At 71.7% G+C, this 19,175-nt stretch carries 19 protein-coding genes; 10 read left to right on the forward strand and 9 right to left on the reverse strand.

Annotated features, from left to right (window positions below; all coding sequences use genetic code 11):
* Positions 1-5: 5 nt before the first annotated feature.
* From ACWD0A_RS16255 to ACWD0A_RS16265, 3 genes are read right to left on the reverse strand one after another with little or no spacing between them, the layout of a single operon-like run.
* Positions 6-791, reverse strand: coding sequence for a 3-oxoacyl-ACP reductase (locus ACWD0A_RS16255; protein WP_451298530.1), 786 nt, complete (start codon positions 789-791; stop codon positions 6-8).
* Positions 792-797: 6 nt separating this feature from the next.
* Positions 798-2,162 (reverse strand): aldehyde dehydrogenase family protein, encoded by a 1,365-nt coding sequence (locus ACWD0A_RS16260; protein WP_451298532.1) that lies wholly within the window; start codon positions 2,160-2,162, stop codon positions 798-800.
* Between the two features lie 7 nt (positions 2,163-2,169).
* Entirely contained in the window at positions 2,170-3,540 is a 1,371-nt protein-coding gene (locus ACWD0A_RS16265; RefSeq protein WP_451298534.1) for a glutamine synthetase family protein, read from the reverse strand.
* Positions 3,541-3,618: 78 nt separating this feature from the next.
* Here ACWD0A_RS16265 and ACWD0A_RS16270 point away from each other — a divergent pair, with 78 nt between their 5' ends.
* The 3 genes from ACWD0A_RS16270 to ACWD0A_RS16280 all read left to right on the forward strand — a co-directional run bounded on the left by ACWD0A_RS16270 (position 3,619) and on the right by ACWD0A_RS16280 (position 6,736).
* The gene (locus ACWD0A_RS16270) at positions 3,619-4,359 is read left to right on the forward strand and encodes a FadR/GntR family transcriptional regulator (RefSeq protein ID WP_451298536.1); all 741 of its coding nucleotides are present in this window, start codon (positions 3,619-3,621) and stop codon (positions 4,357-4,359) included.
* A gap of 197 nt (positions 4,360-4,556) precedes the next feature.
* Positions 4,557-6,023 (forward strand): ethanolamine permease, encoded by a 1,467-nt coding sequence (gene eat / locus ACWD0A_RS16275; RefSeq protein ID WP_451298538.1) that lies wholly within the window; start codon positions 4,557-4,559, stop codon positions 6,021-6,023.
* Between the two features lie 86 nt (positions 6,024-6,109).
* Positions 6,110-6,736 (forward strand): gamma-glutamyl-gamma-aminobutyrate hydrolase family protein, encoded by a 627-nt coding sequence (locus ACWD0A_RS16280; RefSeq protein WP_451298659.1) that lies wholly within the window; start codon positions 6,110-6,112, stop codon positions 6,734-6,736.
* Between the two features lie 125 nt (positions 6,737-6,861).
* Here the strand turns inward: ACWD0A_RS16280 and ACWD0A_RS16285 are convergent, their stop codons facing one another.
* The gene (locus ACWD0A_RS16285) at positions 6,862-7,788 is read right to left on the reverse strand and encodes a LysR family transcriptional regulator (protein ID WP_451298540.1); all 927 of its coding nucleotides are present in this window, start codon (positions 7,786-7,788) and stop codon (positions 6,862-6,864) included.
* Positions 7,789-7,858: 70 nt separating this feature from the next.
* On the opposite strand from ACWD0A_RS16285, the gene ACWD0A_RS16290 reads away from it, so the two are divergent.
* Complete coding sequence (locus tag ACWD0A_RS16290) at positions 7,859-8,989, forward strand: TDT family transporter (protein ID WP_451298542.1); 1,131 nt, start codon at positions 7,859-7,861, stop codon at positions 8,987-8,989.
* Here the strand turns inward: ACWD0A_RS16290 and ACWD0A_RS16295 are convergent.
* The 4 genes from ACWD0A_RS16295 to ACWD0A_RS16310 form a co-directional block, all read right to left on the reverse strand.
* Positions 8,940-9,674, reverse strand: a complete 735-nt coding sequence (locus ACWD0A_RS16295; protein WP_451298544.1) for a helical backbone metal receptor — start codon at positions 9,672-9,674, stop codon at positions 8,940-8,942. The two genes, ACWD0A_RS16290 and ACWD0A_RS16295, sit on opposite strands and share 50 nt — an antisense overlap.
* Positions 9,675-9,678: 4 nt before the next feature.
* Positions 9,679-10,272 carry a helix-turn-helix domain-containing protein gene (locus ACWD0A_RS16300; protein ID WP_451298546.1) on the reverse strand — a complete coding sequence of 198 codons (594 nt, stop codon included), beginning with the start codon at positions 10,270-10,272 and terminating at the stop codon, positions 9,679-9,681.
* 280 nt (positions 10,273-10,552) lie between these two features.
* The gene (locus ACWD0A_RS16305; RefSeq protein WP_451298548.1) at positions 10,553-12,397 is read right to left on the reverse strand and encodes an ABC transporter permease/substrate binding protein; all 1,845 of its coding nucleotides are present in this window, start codon (positions 12,395-12,397) and stop codon (positions 10,553-10,555) included.
* Entirely contained in the window at positions 12,390-13,547 is a 1,158-nt protein-coding gene (locus ACWD0A_RS16310) for a quaternary amine ABC transporter ATP-binding protein (RefSeq protein WP_451298550.1), read from the reverse strand. Before ACWD0A_RS16310 ends, ACWD0A_RS16305 begins: the two co-directional genes overlap by 8 nt.
* Before the next feature lie 249 nt (positions 13,548-13,796).
* On the opposite strand from ACWD0A_RS16310, the gene ACWD0A_RS16315 reads away from it, so the two are divergent.
* From ACWD0A_RS16315 to ACWD0A_RS16325, 3 genes are all read left to right on the forward strand, one after another.
* Positions 13,797-14,702 carry a 5'-3' exonuclease gene (locus tag ACWD0A_RS16315; protein ID WP_451298661.1) on the forward strand — a complete coding sequence of 302 codons (906 nt, stop codon included), beginning with the start codon at positions 13,797-13,799 and terminating at the stop codon, positions 14,700-14,702.
* A gap of 68 nt (positions 14,703-14,770) precedes the next feature.
* Entirely contained in the window at positions 14,771-15,613 is an 843-nt protein-coding gene (locus tag ACWD0A_RS16320; RefSeq protein ID WP_451298552.1) for a siderophore-interacting protein, read from the forward strand.
* A gap of 255 nt (positions 15,614-15,868) precedes the next feature.
* Positions 15,869-16,528, forward strand: coding sequence for a class I SAM-dependent methyltransferase (locus ACWD0A_RS16325; protein ID WP_451298554.1), 660 nt, complete (start codon positions 15,869-15,871; stop codon positions 16,526-16,528).
* A 44-nt stretch (positions 16,529-16,572) separates the two neighbouring features.
* Here the strand turns inward: ACWD0A_RS16325 and ACWD0A_RS16330 are convergent, their stop codons facing one another.
* Positions 16,573-17,202, reverse strand: coding sequence for a MerR family transcriptional regulator (locus tag ACWD0A_RS16330; protein ID WP_451298556.1), 630 nt, complete (start codon positions 17,200-17,202; stop codon positions 16,573-16,575).
* Positions 17,203-17,306: 104 nt separating this feature from the next.
* Here ACWD0A_RS16330 and ACWD0A_RS16335 point away from each other — a divergent pair, with 104 nt between their 5' ends.
* The 3 genes from ACWD0A_RS16335 (at position 17,307) to ACWD0A_RS16345 (ending at position 19,171) form a co-directional block, all read left to right on the forward strand.
* The gene (locus tag ACWD0A_RS16335) at positions 17,307-18,287 is read left to right on the forward strand and encodes a hypothetical protein (RefSeq protein ID WP_451298558.1); all 981 of its coding nucleotides are present in this window, start codon (positions 17,307-17,309) and stop codon (positions 18,285-18,287) included.
* Between the two features lie 99 nt (positions 18,288-18,386).
* A complete protein-coding gene (locus ACWD0A_RS16340) occupies positions 18,387-18,518 on the forward strand; it encodes a hypothetical protein (protein WP_451298560.1) in 132 nt (43 codons plus the stop codon).
* A gap of 257 nt (positions 18,519-18,775) precedes the next feature.
* Positions 18,776-19,171: a nuclear transport factor 2 family protein gene (locus ACWD0A_RS16345; RefSeq protein ID WP_451298562.1), complete on the forward strand. Its 396-nt coding sequence runs from the start codon at positions 18,776-18,778 to the stop codon at positions 19,169-19,171.
* Positions 19,172-19,175: the final 4 nt, after the last annotated feature.

Below are 19,175 nucleotides of genomic sequence, written 5' to 3' on the forward strand. Positions count from 1 at the left end.
GCGCACTACACAGGGGTGACGTACGCCCCCGCGATACCGCCGTCGACCAGGAAGTCGGTGGCGTTGACGAACGACGAGTCGTCGCTGGCGAGGAACGCCACCGCGGCGGCGATCTCCTCCGCCTCCGCGAACCGCCCGACCGGAATGTGCACCAGGCGGCGCGCGGCCCGCTCCGGGTCCTTGGCGAACAGCTCCTGGAGAAGCGGGGTGTTGACCGGCCCGGGGCACAGCGCGTTCACCCGGATGCCCTCCCTGGCGAACTGCACGCCGAGTTCGCGCGACATCGCGAGCACGCCGCCCTTGGACGCGGTGTACGAGATCTGCGAGGTCGCGGCGCCCATGCGGGCCACGAACGAGGCGGTGTTGATGATCGAGCCCTTCCCCTGCTGCCGCATGTAGGGGATGGCTGCCTTGCAGCACAGGTAGACCGAGGTCAGGTTGACCTCCTGGACGCGCTTCCACGCCTCCAGGCCCGTCTCCAGGATCGAGTCGTCGTCGGGCGGCGAGATGCCCGCGTTGTTGAAAGCGATGTCGACGCTGCCGTAGGTGTCGTACGCCGTCTTGAACAGCGCCTCGACCTGCTCGGCGTCGGTGACGTCGACGCGTACGAACGTCCCGCCGACCTCGTCGGCAGCCGCCTTGCTGGCGGTCTCGTCGATGTCGCCGCAGACGACGTTCGCGCCCTCGGCGGCCAGTCGGCGCGCTGCGGCGAGACCGATGCCGCTGCCGGCGCCGGTGATGACTGCGGTGCGGCCCACGAGGCGGCGGCAGATGGGGGTGTCAACGGTCATGGGTGCTCAGGCCTCCGTGCTGATGAAGACGTTCTTGGTCTCGGTGAAAGCGGTGAGGGCGTCGGGGCCGAGTTCGCGGCCGAGGCCGGACTGCTTGTAGCCCCCGAACGGCGTCCAGTAGCGGACGCTGGAGTGGGAGTTGACGGACAGGTTGCCCGCCTGGACCGCCCGTGAGACGCGCAGCGCACGGCCCACGTCGCGGGTCCAGATCGAACCGGACAGTCCGTACTCGGTGGCGTTGGCGAGCCGTACGGCGTCCTCCTCGTCCTCGAACGGGAGCACGGCGGCCACGGGCCCGAAGACCTCTTCGCAGGCGGCGGGCGCGTCGGGCGCGAGGTCGGTGAGGAGCGTCGGCGGGAACCAGAAGCCGGGCCCCTCGGGGGCGGTGCCGCGGATCGCCTTCGCGTCGTCGGGGACGTAGGACCGTACCCGGTCCAGCTGGGTCCGGGAGATCAGGGGCCCCATCTGTGTCTTCTCGTCCGACGGGTCTCCGACGACCACGGACTCGATCGCGGGTGCGAGCAGGTCGAGGAAGCGGTCGTACACGGAGCGCTGCACGAGGATGCGGGTGCGGGCGCAGCAGTCCTGGCCGGAGTTGTCGAGGAACGACATCGGGGTGGCCGCCGCCGCGGCGTCGAGGTCGCTGTCGGCGAAGACGATGTTGGGGCTCTTGCCGCCGAGTTCGAGGGTCACCCGCTTCACGCGGTCGGCGCACTTGGCCATGATCTGCTTGCCGACCCGGGTCGACCCGGTGAACACGATCTTGGCGACGCCCGGGTGCTCGACCAGGGTGTTGCCCGCCACGTCCCCGGCGCCCGGCAGCACCTGGAACAGGTGCTCGGGAAGACCCGCCTCCAGCGCGAGTTCCGCGAGGCGCAGCGCGGTGAGCGGGGTGGTCTCGGCGGGCTTGAGCAGTACGGCGTTGCCGGCGGCGAGCGCGGGGGCGGTGCCCCAGGCGGCGATCGGCATGGGGAAGTTCCACGGCGCGATGACGCCGACGACACCGAGCGGTTCGAGGACGGTGATGTCCAGGCCGCCGGGGACGGGGATCTGGCGGCCGTTCAGGCGCTCCACTCCCCCGGCCGCGTAGTCGAACAGGTCGCGGGCGTTGCCCGCTTCCCAGCGCGCGTTGCCGATGGTGTGCCCGGCTTCGAGGACTTCGAGCCGCGCCAGTTCCTCGACGTGGCCGTCGACGACCGCGGCGAATCGGCGCAGCAGCCTCGCCCGGTCGGCGGGGGTGGCTGCCGCCCACTGCCGCTGGGCCGCGGTGGCGCGGGCGACGGCGGCGTCGACCTCGGCGGCCGTGGTCGCGGGGACGGTGCGCACGACCTCTTCGGTGGCGGGGTTCAGTACGTGGTGCTGGGCGGTCAAGGAGGCCTCACATGCGTTCGAAGGAGCGGCGGAGCTCCCAGTCGGTGACCGCTGCGTCGAAGGCTTCGAGTTCGACGCGCGCCATGTTCCGGTAGTGGGCGACGACCTCGTCGCCGAAGGCGGCCTTGGCGATGGGGCTGTTCTCCCAGAGCTCGGCGGCCTCGCGCAGGGTGGTCGGGACGTGTTCGTAGTCGGCGGTGTAGGCGTTGCCGGCACACGCGTCGGGCAGTTCGAGCCGCTGCTCGATGCCGTGGAGCCCGGCCGCGACGAGACCGGCGACGGCGAGGTGCGGATTGACGTCGCCGCCGGGCAGCCGGTTCTCGAACCGCATCGAGCGGCCGTGTCCCACGACGCGGAGCGCGCAGGTGCGGTTGTCGTAGCCCCAGGCGACGGCCGTCGGGGCGAAGGTGCCGGGCTGGAAGCGCTTGTAGGAGTTGATGTTCGGCGCGTACAGCAGGGAGAAGTCGCGCAGGGCGGCGAGCTGGCCCGCGAGGAAGTGGCGCATCACGGGCGACATGCCGCCCGGCCCGTCGCCCGCCATGACGTTGGTGCCGGCCTCGTCGATGGACTGGAGCGACAGGTGGATGTGGCAGGAGTTGCCCTCGCGCTCGTTGTACTTGGCCATGAAGGTGAGCGAGACGCCCTCCTGCGCGGCGATCTCCTTGGCGCCCGTCTTGTAGACGGCGTGCTGGTCGCAGGTGACCAGGGCCTCGTCGTACTTGAAGGCGATCTCGTGCTGGCCGGGGTTGCACTCCCCCTTGGCGGACTCGACGGTCAGTCCGGCCGCCGCCATCTCGTTGCGGATCCGGCGCAGCAGGGGTTCGATGCGGCCGGTGCCGAGGACGGAGTAGTCGATGTTGTACTGGTTGGCCGGGGTGAGGCCGCGGTAGTCGCGGTCCCACGCCTGTTCGTAGGTGTCCTTGAAGACGATGAACTCCAGCTCCGTGCCCACGTGCGCGGTGTACCCGTGCTCGGCCAGGCGCTCCAGCTGGCGGCGCAGGATCTGGCGGGGCGCGGCGGCGACGGGCGAGCCGTCGTTCCACGCGAGGTCGGCGACGAGCAGTGCGGTGCCCTCGTTCCACGGGACGCGGCGCAGCGTGGTGAGATCGGGGTGCATGGCGAAGTCGCCGTACCCCCGCTCCCAGGAGGACATCTCGTAGCCGTCGACGGTGTTCATCTCGGCATCGACGGCAAGGAGGTAGTTGCAGCCCTCCGTGCCGTGTTCGACGACCTCGTCGAGGAAGAAGGGTGCGGCGAACCGCTTGCCCTGGAGCCGTCCCTGCATATCGGGGAAGGCCAGGACGACTGTGTCGATCTCGCCGCTCGCGACGAGGGCGCGCAGCTCCTCGACGGCGAGTGGTGGTGTGCGGTCTGCCACGGGATTACGCCTCCTTGGGTCAGCCGGGAGTCATAAGGTATTGCTGAAGACCATTGCTTGGGAAGGGGAAACGGCGAGGTGGCGAAGACAGGCGGGACGACGGACGGGCCGGCCGACCGGCTCACCCCCGTGCTGCGCCCCGTACGCGCGGGCAACGGCTTCGAGGAGGCGCTCGAGCAGATCCTCCAGCTGTTGCGGCTCGGGCTGGTCTCCGGCGGCGAGCGGCTGCCCGCGGAGCGGGAGCTGGCCGAGCGGATGGGCATCAGCCGGGTCACGCTGCGCGAGGTGCTCAAGGTGCTGACCGATCAGGGCCTGGTGGAGAGCCGGCGGGGCCGCTACGGCGGAACGTTCGTGCTGCACCGGCCGGACAGCCAGGGCGAGGACGAGCTGCGCCGGCGGCTCGCGGGTGTGGACGTGGACGACACCCTGCGCTTCCGGGAGGTGCTGGAGGTGGGCGCGGCCGGACTGTGCGCGACGCACGGACTGACCGACGGGGGCGCCGAACGGCTGCGCACGGCGCTGGCGGCGACGCACGACGCACCGCTCGCGGAGTACCGCAGACAGGACACGCTGCTGCACCTGACGCTGGCCGAGTTGTCGGGCTCGCCCAGTCTGACCGCGCAGTACGCCGCCGTGCGGGCGAAGCTGAACGATCTGCTCGACTGCATCCCGCTGCTCGTGCGGAACCTGGAGCACTCACAGCACCAGCACGCGGCACTCGTCGAGGCGGTCCTGGAGGGAGACGCGGACGCGGCGCGCGAGGTGATGCGGGAGCACTGCGAGGGCACGGCGGCGCTGCTGCGCGGCTTTCTGCCCTGAGAGGCGGGCGCGCGCGAGGGGCGGCGCCGGCAGGGTGGCCGCGGACCGGTCCACAGGGCACTGGCGGGCGTCGGACAGGGGGGCCGAGGGCCGATCCGTAACCTCGGCTTTACCCAGAGGGCTTGCGCTGCCGCCGGAGTGCCGCAAAGGTGTCCGCACAAACCTTTGACCTGAGCGACCTGAGCCAGGAGCGACCCATGGCTGAAGGCACCACCTCGCGCACCCCGTCCCCCGCGCCCTCCTCGGCCGAGCCCGTGGGGGACGCCTATCTGAACCGCCGCACCCTGCGCAGGGGCAGCGCCGGCTGGCTGCTCCTGACCGGTCTCGGCGTCGCGTACGTCGTCTCCGGCGACTTCTCCGGCTGGAACATCGGCCTGTCCAAGGGCGGCTTCGGCGGACTCGCCGTCGCCACCCTGCTGATGGGCGCGATGTACGCCTGTCTCGTCTTCGCCCTCGCCGAACTGTCCGCGATCCTGCCGACCGCGGGCGGCGGTTACGGCTTCGCCCGTCGAGCGCTCGGCACGTGGGGCGGTTTCCTCACCGGCACGGCGATCCTCATCGAGTACATCCTCGCGCCCGCCGCGATCTCGATCTTCATCGGCGACTACGTCGAATCCCTCGGACTGTTCGGCCTGGAGTCCGGCTGGCCGGTCCATCTCGCCTGCTTCGCGATCTTCATCGGCATCCACCTGTGGGGCGTCGGCGAGGCGCTGCGCTTCAGTCTGGTCGTGACGGCCATCGCCGTCGCCGCCCTGCTGATCTTCGCCCTCGGCGCGCTCACCGAATTCCACGCGGGCGGCCTGGACGACATCCCGGTCGACAAGGACGCCTTCGGCGCGAATTCGTGGCTGCCGTTCGGTCTGCTCGGCATCTGGGCCGCCTTCCCGTTCGGCATGTGGTTCTTCCTCGGCGTCGAGGGGGTGCCGCTCGCGGCGGAGGAGGCCAAGGACCCGGTGCGCTCGATGCCGCGTGCGCTGGCGATCTCCATGGGCATCCTGGTCCTGCTCGCGGTGCTGACGTTCTTCGCCTCGACCGGCGCGCGCGGCTCGGCCGCCATCCAGGAGGCGGGCAACCCGCTGGTCGTGGCCCTCCAGGGGGACGGCGACCCGACCCCGCTCAGCCGCTTCGTGAACTACGCCGGCCTCGCCGGTCTCGTCGCCTCCTTCTTCTCCCTGATCTACGCGGGCTCCCGGCAGCTCTTCGCCCTGTCCCGGGCCGGGTACCTGCCGCGGTTCCTGTCGCTGACCAGCCGGCGCAAGTCCCCGTACCTGGGGCTGCTGATCCCCGGCGCGATCGGCTTCGCGCTGGCGGCGGGGACCGGGAACGGCGCGCGGATGCTGAACATCGCGGTCTTCGGCGCCACGATCAGCTACGCGCTGATGGCCCTCTCCCACATCGTGCTGCGCCGCCGCGAACCCGAACTCCCCCGCCCCTACCGGACTCCCGGCGGTGTCGTCACCTCGTCCGTCGCCTTCGTGCTGGCACTGTCCGCGCTGGTGGCGACGTTCCTGGTGGACAAGGACGCCGCCTTCACGGCGCTCGCCGTCTACGCCGTGGCCCTCGCCTACTTCGCGTTCTACAGTCGGCACCGGCTGGTGGCGCAGGCGCCCGAGGAGGAGTTCGCCGCGCTGGCGGCGGCCGAGGCCGAGCTCGAACGGAAGTGAACGCAGTGCACGTGTCGCGTGGGTCCAAGCCGCTCATCGGTGTCAGCACCTACCTGGAGGCGTCCGCGCGGTGGGGTGTGTGGGACATGTCCGCCGTGCTGCTGCCGGCCGCTTATCCCCGGCTGGTCCAGGCGGCCGGCGGCCTCGCCGCGATGCTCCCGCCCGACGACCCGGCGGCCGCCGGATCGGTGGTCGCCCGGCTCGACGGCCTGGTCGTCGCGGGCGGCCCCGACGTGGAACCGGAGCGGTACGGCGCCGAACGCTCGCCCCGCACGGGCCCGCCGGCTCCCGAGCGCGACACCTGGGAACTGGCGCTGATCCGGGCCGCGCTGGCTTCCGGGACACCGCTGCTGGGCATCTGCCGCGGCATGCAGCTGCTGAACGTGGGCCTCGGCGGGACGCTGGTCCAGCACCTGGACGGCCACATCGGGCCGGACGGGGCGCTGGGTGTGTTCGGCGAGCACGCGGTGAAGCCGGTGCCGGGGACGCTGTACGCGGGGATCGTGCCGGAGGCCGCACCGGTGCCGACGTACCACCACCAGGCGGTGGACCGCCTGGGAGAGGGCCTGGTCTCGTCCGCGTACGCGGAGGACGGCACGGTGGAGGCGGTGGAGAGGCCGGGCGACGCGTGGGTGCTGGGTGTTCAGTGGCATCCGGAGATGGGCACGGACGTCCGGGTGATGTCGGCGCTGGTGGACGCGGCGGCGGGGTAGCGCTGCGCGGGGCCCTTTCCCCACCCCGCCCCTTCCCGAACCGGGGCAAGCCCCGGACCCCGTACCGCGCTTCGCGCGGTGTCCTCGAACGCCGGACGGGCTGATCTCGCTCCGTCACCCGACCCCTACCACGGTGCCCGCGTCAGCGAGAGCAGGTCGCGGGCCGGGCCCGCGGGGCGTTGGCCGTGGGGCCAGACGGCCCGCAGGTCGCGGTCGAGACGCACCCCCTCCACCGGGATGCGGACCAGGCGGCGCGACGCCAGCTCCTCCGTCACCGCCAGCTCGCTGAGCACCGCCGGACCCGCCCCGCTCACCGCCGCCGCCTTCACCGCGGTCGTCGAGGCCAGTTCCAGGAGCGGGTCGGACAGCCCGCCGTACCGGGACAGCGCGGAGTCGAGGACCTGCCGCGTACCGGAGCCGCGTTCGCGCAGGACGAGCGGCGAGGCGGCCAGTTCCTCGGGGGTGAGGGCGGCGCGCCGCCGCCTCGCCCACGCGTGGGCCGGCGCGGCGACCACGAACAGGCGGTCGTGGCCGATGATCGCCCCGTCCAGCCCCTCCGGGACCGCCAGGCCCTCGACGAAGCCCAGGTCCGCCTCCCCCGTGAGCAGCCGCTCCGCGACCGCCGCGGAGTTCCCTGCGAGCAGCGAGACGGCCGTGCCGGGGCGCTCGGCGCGCAGCGCGATCAGCCAGCCGGGCAGGAGGTACTCGGCGATCGTCATGCTCGCGGCCACCCGCAGCCGGGAGTCACGACGCCCCCGCAGCGCCTGCGCCCCCGCGTCGAATGCCTCGGCCGCCTCGACGACCCGGCGCGCCCAGTCGGTCACGAGCGCCCCCGCCTCGGTGAGCCGGGAGCCGCGCGGTGAGCGGTCGACGAGGGCCACGCCGAGCTGGCGTTCCATGGAGCGGATGCGGCTGCTGGCCGCCGGCTGGGTGATGCCCAGCTCGCGGGCGGCACGCCCCAGGCTGCCGTGCCGGGCGACCGCGAGCAGCAGTTCGAGCGCTCCCAGGTCGGGCACGCGGTGGGCGAGCGGCACACGCTCCTCGTCACTCATAAGACCAGTTTATGAGGTGATAGGTGAATGGTCCCTGGTGGGCCGGGCGAGCAGACGCCAGGGTGACGCCATGGTCACCGTCGCCCATACCCGCAGCCGCCTGTCCGCCTCACCCCGGCGCCCGCTCGTGGTGCGGCTGCCGTCCGTCAGGGAGCTCGGCCCGAACTGGTACGCGGCGGTCATGGGGACCGCGATCGTCGGCACGGCCGGCGACGCGCTTCCGGTGCGCCTCCCGGGGCTGCACACCGTGTGCGTCGCCGTGTGGGCACTGTCGGCCGTGCTGCTGACGGTCCTGCTGGCGGCCCGTGCCGCGCACTGGGTCCGTCACAGTGACCGGGCCCGCGCGCACCTGCTCGACCCGGCCGTCGCGCCGTTCTACGGCTGTCTGTCGATGGCGCTGCTGGCGGTCGGCGCGGGAGCGCTGACGGTGGGCCGTGGCCTGGTCGGCGGCCACGCGGCCCTGCCGGTCGCGGCGACGCTGTTCGCGGTGGGGACGGCCGTGGGTCTCGTGGCCGCCGTGGCCGTGCCGTACCTCATGGTCGTGCGCCACAAGGTGACCCCGGGCAGTGCCTCGCCCGTGTGGCTGCTGCCGGTCGTGGCGCCGATGGTCTCCGCGTCCTTCGGGCCGCTGCTGGTGCCGCATCTGCCCGCAGGCCAGGGGCGCGAGGCGCTGCTGCTGGCGAGCTATGCCATGTTCGGGGTCAGCCTGCTGGCGACGCTGCTCATCCTGCCGGTCGTCTTCGCGCGGCTCGTGCACCACGGCCCGCTGCCCCTGGCACTGACTCCCGCCCTGTTCCTGGTCCTCGGTCCGCTCGGCCAGTCGACGACCGCCGTGAACAAGCTGGCGGACGTGGCTCCGCGCGCGATCGAGGCGTCGTACGCGCACGGTCTCGGCGCGCTCGCCGTCGTGTACGGCGTGCCGGTGATGGGCTTCGCGCTGCTGTGGCTGGCGCTCGCCGGTGCGATGGTGGTGCGCGCCGCCCGTGCGGGGCTGCCGTTCACGATGAGCTGGTGGGCGTTCACCTTCCCGGTCGGCACGTGCGTGACGGGGGCGCAGACGCTGGCCCGCCACACGGGACTGGTGGCCTACGAGTGGCTGGCGATCGTCCTGTACGTCTTCCTCGCCGTGGCCTGGGCCGTGGCCGGTGCCCTCACCGTCCGGGGTGTGCTGCGCGGAGAGCTGCTCGCAGGGCGGCGCTGAGCACCCCGGGGGCGTCGACCAGGGAGGGCCCGTACCAGGTCAGCGAACGCCCGTCGACGAGGGCGGCGGGCAGGGCCGGGAACGCCTCGGGACCGTCGTCGGGGCCGAAGGCGTAGGGCTCGTCGGGCAGGACGACCAGGTCTGCGCCGCTCCCCCGCAGCTCGTCGAGCGGGATCCGCGGGTAGCGGTCGGCGTGGCCGGCGTAGGCGTTGGCGACGCCGAGCCGGGCGAGCAGGTCCCCGGCGAAGGTGTCGCGGCCGAGCACCATCCAGGGCCTGCGCCAGATCGGCACGACGGCCCGCACGCCGACGACGGGCTCGACGGACGACCAGACCCGCCGGGCCTCGTCGAGCCAGCGCGGCCGGGCGAGGCCGCAGCCGCCGACGAGGACGCGCTCCAGCTCGCTCAGCGCCTGGTCCAGGCCGCGCACCTCGGTGACCATGACCTCGATCCCCGCCGCGCGCAGCGCCGCGAGATCGGGCTCGCGGTTCTCCTCCTCGTTGGCGACCACGAGGTCGGGCCGCAGCGCCGCGACGGCCGCCACGTCGGGGTTCTTGGTGCCGCCGACGCGTACGACGTCGAGGCCGGCGGGCCTGCTGCACCAGTCGGTGGCGCCGACCAGCAGCCCGGGCGCGGTCGCGGCGACGGCCTCGGTCAGCGAGGGCACCAGGGAGACGACGCGCACGCGGTCAGCCCCGGGGGTCGTTGTTCGCCGCGATGTGGTCGGCGACCGCGACGACGAGGATGCGGGTGTCCGCAGTGGTGGCCCGCCAGCGGTGCCGCACACCGCCGGACAGGAAGAGTGAGTCGCCGCGGCCGAGCCGGTGGGCGCGGCCCTCGGCCTCCACCTCGACGGCCCCCTCGGCCACGTACATCAGCTCGTCGTTGCGGTGCTGGAACTCGCCCTCGGTCTCGCGCTCGCCGCTGTACTCGGTGGCGTGCAGCTGGTGGCGGCCGCGCACCAGGGAGCGGACTCCCGGCGGCGGCGCGCCGGGGTGGGTGCTGTCACCGGCGCGTACGAGGTCGATGGTGCGGGCCGAGTCGGAGGCGGCGAGCAGCGTCTCCGCCGTGGTGTCGAGGGCGTCGGCGACGCGCTGGAGGGAGCGGATGCTGGGGCGGGCGCGCTCGTTCTCGATCTGGCTGAGGAAGGGCACGGAAAGGCCGCTGCGGGCCGCGACGGCGGCGAGGGTCAGACGCAGTGCCCGGCGCCGTTTGCGCACGGCCGCGCCCACCCGGAGAGGCTCTTCCCTCTCCTTGGCGTCCTTCGCGTCCTTCGCGTCCATGGGCCGGGCTCCCCTCCCCTGGGTCCTGTATCACCATACGCAGCATTGGCCCATCCGTACTCATCGAGCGCTGGAGTAGCGCGATCAAGGCGGTCACGGCCGAAAGGGGCGGGTCCCCTGCCGAGCGGCGGTGCGGCTCGGCAGGGGACCCACCCCTTTCGCGGGTGCGGCGGCGGATGCGGCCCGGTCACCTCGGGGCGATGCGGTCGGCGATGCCCGGGTTCTTCTCCGTCCAGGCCCCTTGAGGTAGTCGAGGGAGTCCACTCCTTCGACGTACGGTTCAGGGCGCGGTCGCGCTCTCCTTGCCGCCTGCGGTCTTGCCCGCCTTGCCGAGGGGGGTCCACTTGTCGGCGAGGCCGGGGTTGTCCTTCAGCCAGGCGCGGACGGCTTCCTGCTCCTTGCCCTTGCCGGTCTCCTGGATCTTCGCCTCGAGGTCCGTGAGCTGCTTCTCGGTCATGCCGAAGTTCTTCAGCCACGCGGCGACCTGCGGGTTGTCGGCGCCGAAGTCCTTGCGCGCGAGCGTGTGCACACCGTCGCCCTTGCCCCAGGAGCCCTTGGGGTCCTTGAGCTTCTTCAGGTCGTAGGTGCTGTACGCCCAGTGCGGCGACCACAGGGTGGTGACGATGGGCTCCTTCTTGTCGTACGCCCGCTTCAGCTCGGCGAGCATGCCGGGCGTGGAGCCGTCGACGACCTCGTACTCGCCCTCCAGGCCGTAGTCCTTCAAGACCTTGTCCTTGAGGAGGCCCATCATCCCGGCGCTCGGCTCGATGCCGATGATGCGACCCTTGAACCGGCCCGACTTGCCCTTGAGGTCCTCCAGGGAGTCGATGCCCTTCATGTACGACGGGACGGACAGCTCCAGCGAGGTGGGGCCGTACCAGGAGCCCATGTCCTCCAGCTTGTCCTGGTACTTCTCCCAGTAGGAGGCATGGGTGACGGGGAGCCAGGCGTCGGTCTGGAAGTCGATCTGGCCGCCGGCGAGCCCGGTGTAGAGCGAACCGGCCTCCAGCTGCTTGGTGTCGACCTCGAAACCTCGCTGCTCCAGCAGTTCCTTCCACAGGAACGTGGACGCGATGCCCTCGTCCCACGGGATGTAGCCGACGGAGATCTTCTTGCCCTGGCCGACGTTCGCCGCGTCCGAGGTGTTCTGCGTCTTCGCGCCGCCGAACATGCCCATGCCGCCCGCGGCGAGCGCGAGGACGACGACGCCCACGACGGCCACGGCGGGCCGGGGGCGGTGGTTCCAGATCTTGACACCGCCCGCCATCGCGCGGGCCTTGGCGAGCGCGCGGCGTCCGAGCGGCGAGACCTGGCGGCCCAGCGCACCGGTGATCCGGTCCAGGTACATGGCGAGGATGACGATGGAGATGCCGGCCTCGAAGCCGAGACCGATGTCGACGTTGCCGATGGCGCGGTAGACCGCGCCGCCGAGGCCCCCGCCGCCGACCATGCCGGCGATGACCACCATCGACAGGCCCAGCATGATGACCTGGTTGATGCCGGCCATGATCGTCGGCAGGGCCAGCGGCAGCTGGACGCGCAGCAGGGTGTTGCGCTGGGTGGTGCCGAACGCCTCGGCCGCCTCGACGAGTTCTCCGTCGACCTGCCGGATGCCGAGCTCGGTCATGCGGACGCCGGGCGGCAGGGCGAACACGATGGTGGCGATGATGCCGGGGACGACGCCGACGCCGAAGAAGATGATGCCGGGGATCAGGTAGACCATGGCCGGCATGGTCTGCATGAAGTCCAGCACCGGCCGTGTGACGGCGCTGACGGCCTTCGAGCGCGAGGCCCAGATGCCGAGCGGTACGGAGATCACCAGCGTCACGATGGTCGCGACGAGCACCAGCGAGAGTGTCGACATCGCGTCGTTCCACAGCTCGATGGAGTCGATCAGGGCGAAGCCGGCGAACGCGAGCACACCGGCGAGCAGACCGCGCAGCCACCAGGCGGCCACAGCGAGGACGCCGGCGAAGAGCAGGGGCTCGGGCGCGGACAGGGCCGCGTCGATCCCGTCGTACATCCCGGTGACGAGCGAGCTGATCGCGTCGAACAGCCAGGACAGATGGCGCTGGAGCCAGTCGACACCGCTGTCGACCCAGGCGCCGAGGTGAAGCCTAGGCACCGGCCACCGCCTTGCCCGCGGGGGCTGCCGCCTTGGCGGCGGCGGGCGTCAGCTGCGCGGGCACGTCGAGGGGCGTGCCCGGGTTCATCGGCTCGCCGAGGACCGCGAGCAGCCGCGCCCTCGGTACGACGCCGATGAGCGCGCCGTCGTCGTCCGTGACCGCGACGGCGACGCCGCTGGTGGAGCAGGGCCTGAACAGCTCGAGGATCGGGGTGTCGGCGCCGACCGTGGCCGGGGCCGCGGCCAGCACGTCCTTCGCGTCGCGCATCTCCTCGCCGCTGTCCGTCACGGTGCCGTACACGGTGTCCGCGTCGGCCATGATCGCGCCGGCGGTGAGCACGCGGGAGCGGTCGACGTCCTGGGTGAAGGAGGCCACGTAGTCGTCGGCGGGCGTGACGAGGATGTCCTCGGCGGTGCCGAGCTGGACGATCCTGCCGTCGCGCATCACCGCGATCGAGTCGCCGAGGCGCGTGGCCTCGTTGAGGTCGTGGGTGATGAAGACGATGGTCTTCTGCAGGCGCTTCTGCAGCTCCAGCAGCTGGTCCTGCATGTCGCGGCGGATCAGGGGGTCGAGCGCGCTGAAGGACTCGTCCATGAGCAGCAGATCGGCGTCGGTGGCCAGGGCGCGGGCGAGGCCCACACGCTGCTGCATGCCGCCGGAGAGCTCGTCGGGCCAGGAGTTCTCCCAGCCGGCCAGGCCGACCAGCTCCAGTGCCTCGGCGGCCCGCTCGGCGCGTTCGGCGCGGGGGACGCCCTGCACCTCGAGGCCGTAGGCCGCGTTCTCCAGCACGCTGCGGTGCGGGAAGAGCGCGAAGTGCTGGAACACCATGCTGATCCTGGTGGAGCGCACAGCGCGCAGTTCGCGGGGGCTGAGGGCGGTCAGGTCCTGACCGTCGAAGAGCACGCGTCCGGCGGTGGGCTCCAGCAGTCCGTTGAGCATGCGCAGCAACGTGGACTTGCCGGATCCCGACAGACCCATGACGACGAAGATCTGACCGGGCTCGACGGTGAACGAGGCGTCGACGACCGCCGCGGTCGTTCCGTCGGCGCGCAGCTCGCCTCGGTCGGCGCCGCTCTCGAGCCGGGTCACCGCTTCGTCGGGTCGTCTGCCGAACACTTTGTACAAGTGCTCGGCCTGCAGCCTGGACACATACACCTCACGCGTAGAACCGGGAACGGCCCGCCACCACCGTGAGCAGGCCGTGGAGCACGGCGGGGTCCGCCCGCTTGCCCGGTGCAATGGTTGAAATTACGACGGGATTCGCTCCGGTTCCGCCCTTGCCCCGGCCTGAAAAGGGCAAACACCAAGGTGATCCACCTCACGGCTGAGGTGTCTTGCGGGGGCGACGGGTCGCTGTCAGTGGGGTACGGCATCATCTTCGATGTGACGCGACGCCTGATGCTCCTCGACACCGCTTCCCTGTACTTCCGCGCCTACTACGGGGTCCCCGACTCGGTCCGGGCTCCCAACGGCACCCCGGTCAACGCGGTGCGCGGGCTGATGGACTTCATCGCACGGCTCGTGCAGGACCACCGCCCGGACGACCTGGTCGCCTGCTGGGACAACGACTGGCGGCCGCAGTGGCGGGTCGACCTCATCCCGACGTACAAGGCGCACCGGGTGGCCGAGGAGCACGAGGTGGGGCCGGACGTCGAGGAGACGCCGGACACGCTGGATCCGCAGGTGCCGGTGATCCAGGAGGTGCTGGCGGCGGTCGGCATCGCCCGCGTCGGCGCCGACGGATACGAGGCGGACGACGTGATCGGCACGCTGACGGCGCGTGCCCCGGGCCCGGTCGACATCGTCACCGGCGACCGCGACCTCTTCCAGCTGGTCGACGACGCCCGCGAGCGGCGGGTGCTCTACCCGCTGAAGGGCGTCGGGACGCTGCAGGTGACGGACGAGGCGTGGCTGCGCGAGAAGTACGGCGTGGACGGGCCCGGGTATGTCGACCTCGCCCTGCTGCGCGGCGACCCGAGCGACGGGCTGCCGGGCGTGCCGGGCATCGGCGAGAAGACGGCGGCCAAGCTGCTCGACACGTACGGCGACCTGGCCGGGATCATGGCGGCGGTCGACGACCGCACGTCGAAGCTGACGCCCTCGCAGCGCAAGCGCCTGGACGAGGCGCGCGCGTACGTCGCCGTGGCGCCGAAGGTCGTCAGGGTCGCCTCCGACGTGCCGCTGCCCGAGTTCGACGCGTCCCTGCCGAGCGCGCCGCGCGACCCGGGCGCGCTGAAGGAGTTGGCGGAGCGGTGGGGACTGGGCGGGGCGGTGGTACGGCTGCTGTCGGCGCTGGAGCGCTGAGGTGCCGAGTCCGCGGAAGTGTTAACTTAGGCAAGCCTAAGCATGCGCACACTTCCAGGGAGAGCACCGTGGCAGAGCGACCGGCCCGCAAGGCACCGAAGGTCCACGAGGCGAAGGTCGTGCGCACCGAACGGCTGACGCCGCACATGGTGCGGGTGGTGCTGGGCCTCGACGCGTCGTCCTCCTTCGAGATCGGCGAGTACACCGACCACTACGTGAAGCTCGTCTTCCCGGCGGCGGGCGTGCGTTACCCGGAGCCGTTCGACATGGAGCGGATCCGCGAGGAGTTCCCGCGCGACCAGTGGCCCGCCAACCGCACGTACACCGTGCGGTACTGGGACGCGGTGCACCGCGAGCTGACCATCGACTTCGTCGTCCACGGCGACGAGGGCCTCGCGGGGCCGTGGGCGGCGCGCGCCCGCGTCGGCGAGACGGTGCGCTTCCTGGGCCCGGGCGGCGGTTACGTCCCCGCGCCCACGGCCGACTGGCACCTGCTGGCAGGCGACGAGAGCGCGCTCCCGGCGATCGCCGTGGCGCTCGAGCAGATGCCGGCCGACGCGGTGGTGCACGCCTTCGTGGAAGTGGCCGGCCCGGAGGACGAACAGAAGATCGCCGCGCCCGGCGGCGTGGAGATCACCTGGCTGCACCGCGGCGACCGACCGGCGGGCGAGGCGCTGGTGGCCGCGGTGGCGGCACTGGACTTCCCGGAGGGCGAGGTCAGCGCGTTCGTGCACGGCGAGGCGGGCAGCGTGAAGGAACTGCGCCGCCACCTGCGCATGGAACGCGGCGTCCCGCGCGAGCAGTTGTCGATCTCGGGCTACTGGCGCCTGGGCAAGTCGGACGAGGCGTGGCGCGCGATCAAGCGCGAGTGGAACGATCAGGTGGAACGCGAACAGGAGCGGGCGGCGTAGCCCCAGGCCGGTTCGGGCCCGCGCGCCTGCGCAGGGGCCCCGCGGAGGGCCGTGACAGGGCCATGCGCCGCTTTTCCGGACCAAGGCGACGATCGCGTCAAGCGGCGTCGATCCGGACCGCTTTGACGACTGACCGCGTTCGGGACGTGCTCGCTGTCCGGGTCAGGGAATCGGTCATGAGGCGGTCGTCCCTGGCCCTTTTCCGGACCAAGAAAGTGATCACGTGGGCTGCGGGTCCTCACTAGAGTCGCCCGCATGCCTGATCTCTCCTACCTCGCCGCCGTCCGGGAGTCGTACGACACGGTCGCCTCCGACTACTTCGAACAGGTCAAGCCCCCGGCGGAGCTGGATCCACTGTCCCGAGGGATGCTGAACGTGTTCGCAGAGGTCGTGCGAACGGCCGGTCTCGGGCCCGTCGCCGACCTGGGCTGCGGGCCCGGCAAAGTCACGGCCTACCTTGCCGAGCGGCAAGTGCCAGCGTTCGGCATGGACCTCTCGCCCGCCATGGTCGAACTGGCCCGGAGCGCCTACCCGGATCTGCGCTTCAGCGTCGGATCGATGACCTCGCTCCCGATCGAGGACGACGACCTCGGCGGCATCCTCGCGTACTACTCCACCCACCACACCCCACCGACGTTGTTGCCGGTGGTGTTCGGCGAGTTCCACCGCACTCTCGCGCCTGGCGGCTGTCTGATGCTGGCCGGCCACGTAGGGGCGGGCCGGCATCTACGTCCCACACAGGCATATGGCGGTCATCCGGTGTCTTACGAGTCCTACCTGTTGCCGCCTGATCGGATTGCCGAACTCCTGAAGCAGGCCGGGCTCGTCCTCACTGCACGACTGGTGGAGGAACCCAGCGAAGGGGCTGAGAGGACTTACGCCACCTTCCTTGCCCACAAACCCGAACGGCCTTGACGTTCGAACCCGGGCGGTCCGCGTACCCGGGTCGTACCCCCGGGCTAGTCCACGTACCTCTTCGCCGAGCGGTGCGTCTGGGCCAGGCGGCGCAGGGACGCCAGCATCGCGTCGCCCAGGACCGTACCGACCACCACTCCCTCCACCAGGTCGTCCAGGCCCGCCCTGCCGGCCACGTACGCCAGGTCCGCGTCGGCCACCCGGTCGGCCGCGTCGGCGTAGTCGTCGAGAACCTCCGCGAACGCCCCGTGGCCCACGCGGTCCAGTGCCGCCAGCGTCTCGGCCAGGGCCGTGGCCGCCGGGTCGCCGACATCGACCTGCCAGCCCCGCCGGGCGATCAGCCGTCCGACCTCGTCCCGCGCCCTCGCGATTGACGCGTCGTCACCGCCCTGCGCGTACCGCGGAGTGATCCGGTGCGCCGCCTCCCCCAGCACCTTGTGCACCGACCTGTCCGGGTCCTCGACCGCCGCGACCACCTCCCGGATCGCGGCCACGGACAACCCTCCGATGTCGAGCAGCGCCCGGATCAGGCGCAGCCTGCGTTCGTGCCGGTCGTCGTAGCTCGCCTGGTTCGGGCTGCTCAACTCCCCCGCGGGCAATAGCCCTTCCCGCACGTAGTACTTGATCGTGGGGACCGACACCCCGGTCCTGCGGCTCAACTCACCGATGCGCACCGCGCGTTCACCTTTCCGCCCTTGCCTTCACCGCACCCATCATAGATAGTCTCCCTATCAGATAGCGGACAGCTCCGCTATCCATAATCGCTTTGGGGGTCTCCATGTCCGCATGGACGTCGTGGCACAGGCCGCTGCTCGCGTTCGCCGCGTCGATGGCCGTGCTCGCCGTCGTCTCGGCCGTCGGCCTGGCCGTCGACGAACGGGTCGTCGCCGGCGCACCGGTCTGGTTCAAGCCGTTCAAGTTCTCGGTGTCGTTCGTCGCGTACGCGCTGTCCCTCGCCTGGATGCTGCCCCTGCTGCCCCGCTTCCGACGGGCCGGCTGGTGGGGCGGCACCGTCGTGGCCGTGACCAGCGGGATCGAGATGATCCTGATCACCGGCCAGGCGGTGCGCGGCAGGCGCAGCCACTTCAACAACGAAACGCCTTTCGACAAGGCCGTGTTCGACACCATGGCGGTGACGGTCGTCGTCCTGTGGGCCGCCACGCTGCTCATCGCCGCCCTGCTGTTCCGCGCGCAGCTCGCGGACCGCGCGTCCGCCTGGGCGATGCGGTGCGGCGCGGTGCTGGCACTGGCCGGCGCCGCTCTCGGCTTCGTGATGGCGCAGCCCACCCCGGAGCAGCGGATACAGATGGAGCAGGGCACCGCCGATGTCGTCGGCGCCCATGGCGTGGGCGTCACGGACGGCGGCCCCTCGATGCCGCTGACGGGCTGGGAGACCACCGGCGGCGACCTGCGCATCGCGCACTTCGTGGGACTGCACGCCCTGCAGGTGCTGCCGTTCACCCTGTTCCTGCTCGTCGCCCTCGCCCCGCGCTTCACCCGCCTCGCCGACGAACGCGTCCGCCTCCGCCTCGTCCTGGTCGCCTGCGGGACGTACGCCGCCGTGTTCGCCCTGGTGACGTGGCAGGCCCTGCGCGGTCAGGCCCTGATCCACCCCGACGGGGCGACGCTCGGCGCCGCCGCCGCGATCGTCGCCGCCGCTGCGGCGGGCACGTGGGCCGCCCTGCGCACGACGCCCTCCGCAAGTCCTCCTGCCGGAGTGAGCGATTCCGCGCACGACGGCAAGGAGCTCGTCGCATGACCCGCTTCCTCTTCGAGGTCTCCTTCCGGCCGGCGAGTGGGACCTGCTGCTCGGCCGGTGGATGTACCGGGAGGGCCGGCGCCTGGAGATCCACCCCTGGTGAGCCCCCTGCTGGTACTGACCGTCCCGCTGTCCCCGGTCGGGCCGCTCGCCTTCCTGGCGCTGCGCGCGACGCGCACCGGGCACGCGGCACGAAGCCGCGCCACCGCCCCGGCGGCGGCCGCGTCCTGACCCTCGGCGTCACGGCCACAGCGCGCCGGTCACCGCCGCGACGGTGTCGGCGCGGTCACGGGATCGGGGCCGTACCCGCGCGCTGGACGCGGGTCCTGCACGTGCCGCTGCCGGGCTGGGGCGACCGGGTGCTACGGCTCGCCGAGCTCACCGAACTGGCCAGGTCGCTGGCCGGATTCCACGGGCGTGGACAGTCCGTCGGCCCCGGCGGATGATTGAACAAACAGGAGGAACAGGCACGAAAGGTGTGGTTCGCCATGTCTGAGCACCCCGACTGCGCCCTGGTCCGCAAGGGTTACGTAGCGTTCGGCGAAGGCGACATGGAGACGCTGAGCTCCCTGTTGACGGCCGACGCGGTCTACCACGTCCCGGGCAACAACATGCTCTCCGGGCACCACAAGGGACGCGATGCCATTCTCGATCTCTTCCGCCGCATGGGCGAGGCGACCAACGGAACCATGCAGGTCCAGCTGGACGCGGTGCTCGCCGATGGGCGCGGACACGTCATGTCCTTCCACACGTCCCGTGCCGACCGGGGCGACCACGGCCTCGAGATCCGCCAGGGGCTGTTCTTCACGATCGTCGGCGGCAAGGTCACCGACATCGACCAGTGCACCGAGGACATCGACGAGGAAGACCGGTTCTGGAGCTGAGCCG

It is taken from the genome of Streptomyces sp. NPDC002867, assembly GCF_053591895.1.

Coding starts and splice junctions, on each gene's coding strand:
- ACWD0A_RS16300 (WP_451298546.1), bottom strand. CDS start 10,272: ATGGACGCGAAGGACGCGAAGGACGCCAAGGAGAGGGAAGAGCCTCTC.
- ACWD0A_RS16285 (WP_451298540.1), bottom strand. CDS start 7,788: ATGAGTGACGAGGAGCGTGTGCCGCTCGCCCACCGCGTGCCCGACCTG.
- ACWD0A_RS16280 (WP_451298659.1), top strand. CDS start 6,110: ATGTCCGCCGTGCTGCTGCCGGCCGCTTATCCCCGGCTGGTCCAGGCG.
- ACWD0A_RS16335 (WP_451298558.1), top strand. CDS start 17,307: ATGTCCGCATGGACGTCGTGGCACAGGCCGCTGCTCGCGTTCGCCGCG.
- ACWD0A_RS16290 (WP_451298542.1), top strand. CDS start 7,859: ATGGTCACCGTCGCCCATACCCGCAGCCGCCTGTCCGCCTCACCCCGG.
- ACWD0A_RS16315 (WP_451298661.1), top strand. CDS start 13,797: ATGCTCCTCGACACCGCTTCCCTGTACTTCCGCGCCTACTACGGGGTC.
- eat (WP_451298538.1), top strand. CDS start 4,557: ATGGCTGAAGGCACCACCTCGCGCACCCCGTCCCCCGCGCCCTCCTCG.
- ACWD0A_RS16345 (WP_451298562.1), top strand. CDS start 18,776: ATGTCTGAGCACCCCGACTGCGCCCTGGTCCGCAAGGGTTACGTAGCG.
- ACWD0A_RS16325 (WP_451298554.1), top strand. CDS start 15,869: ATGCCTGATCTCTCCTACCTCGCCGCCGTCCGGGAGTCGTACGACACG.
- ACWD0A_RS16255 (WP_451298530.1), bottom strand. CDS start 791: ATGACCGTTGACACCCCCATCTGCCGCCGCCTCGTGGGCCGCACCGCA.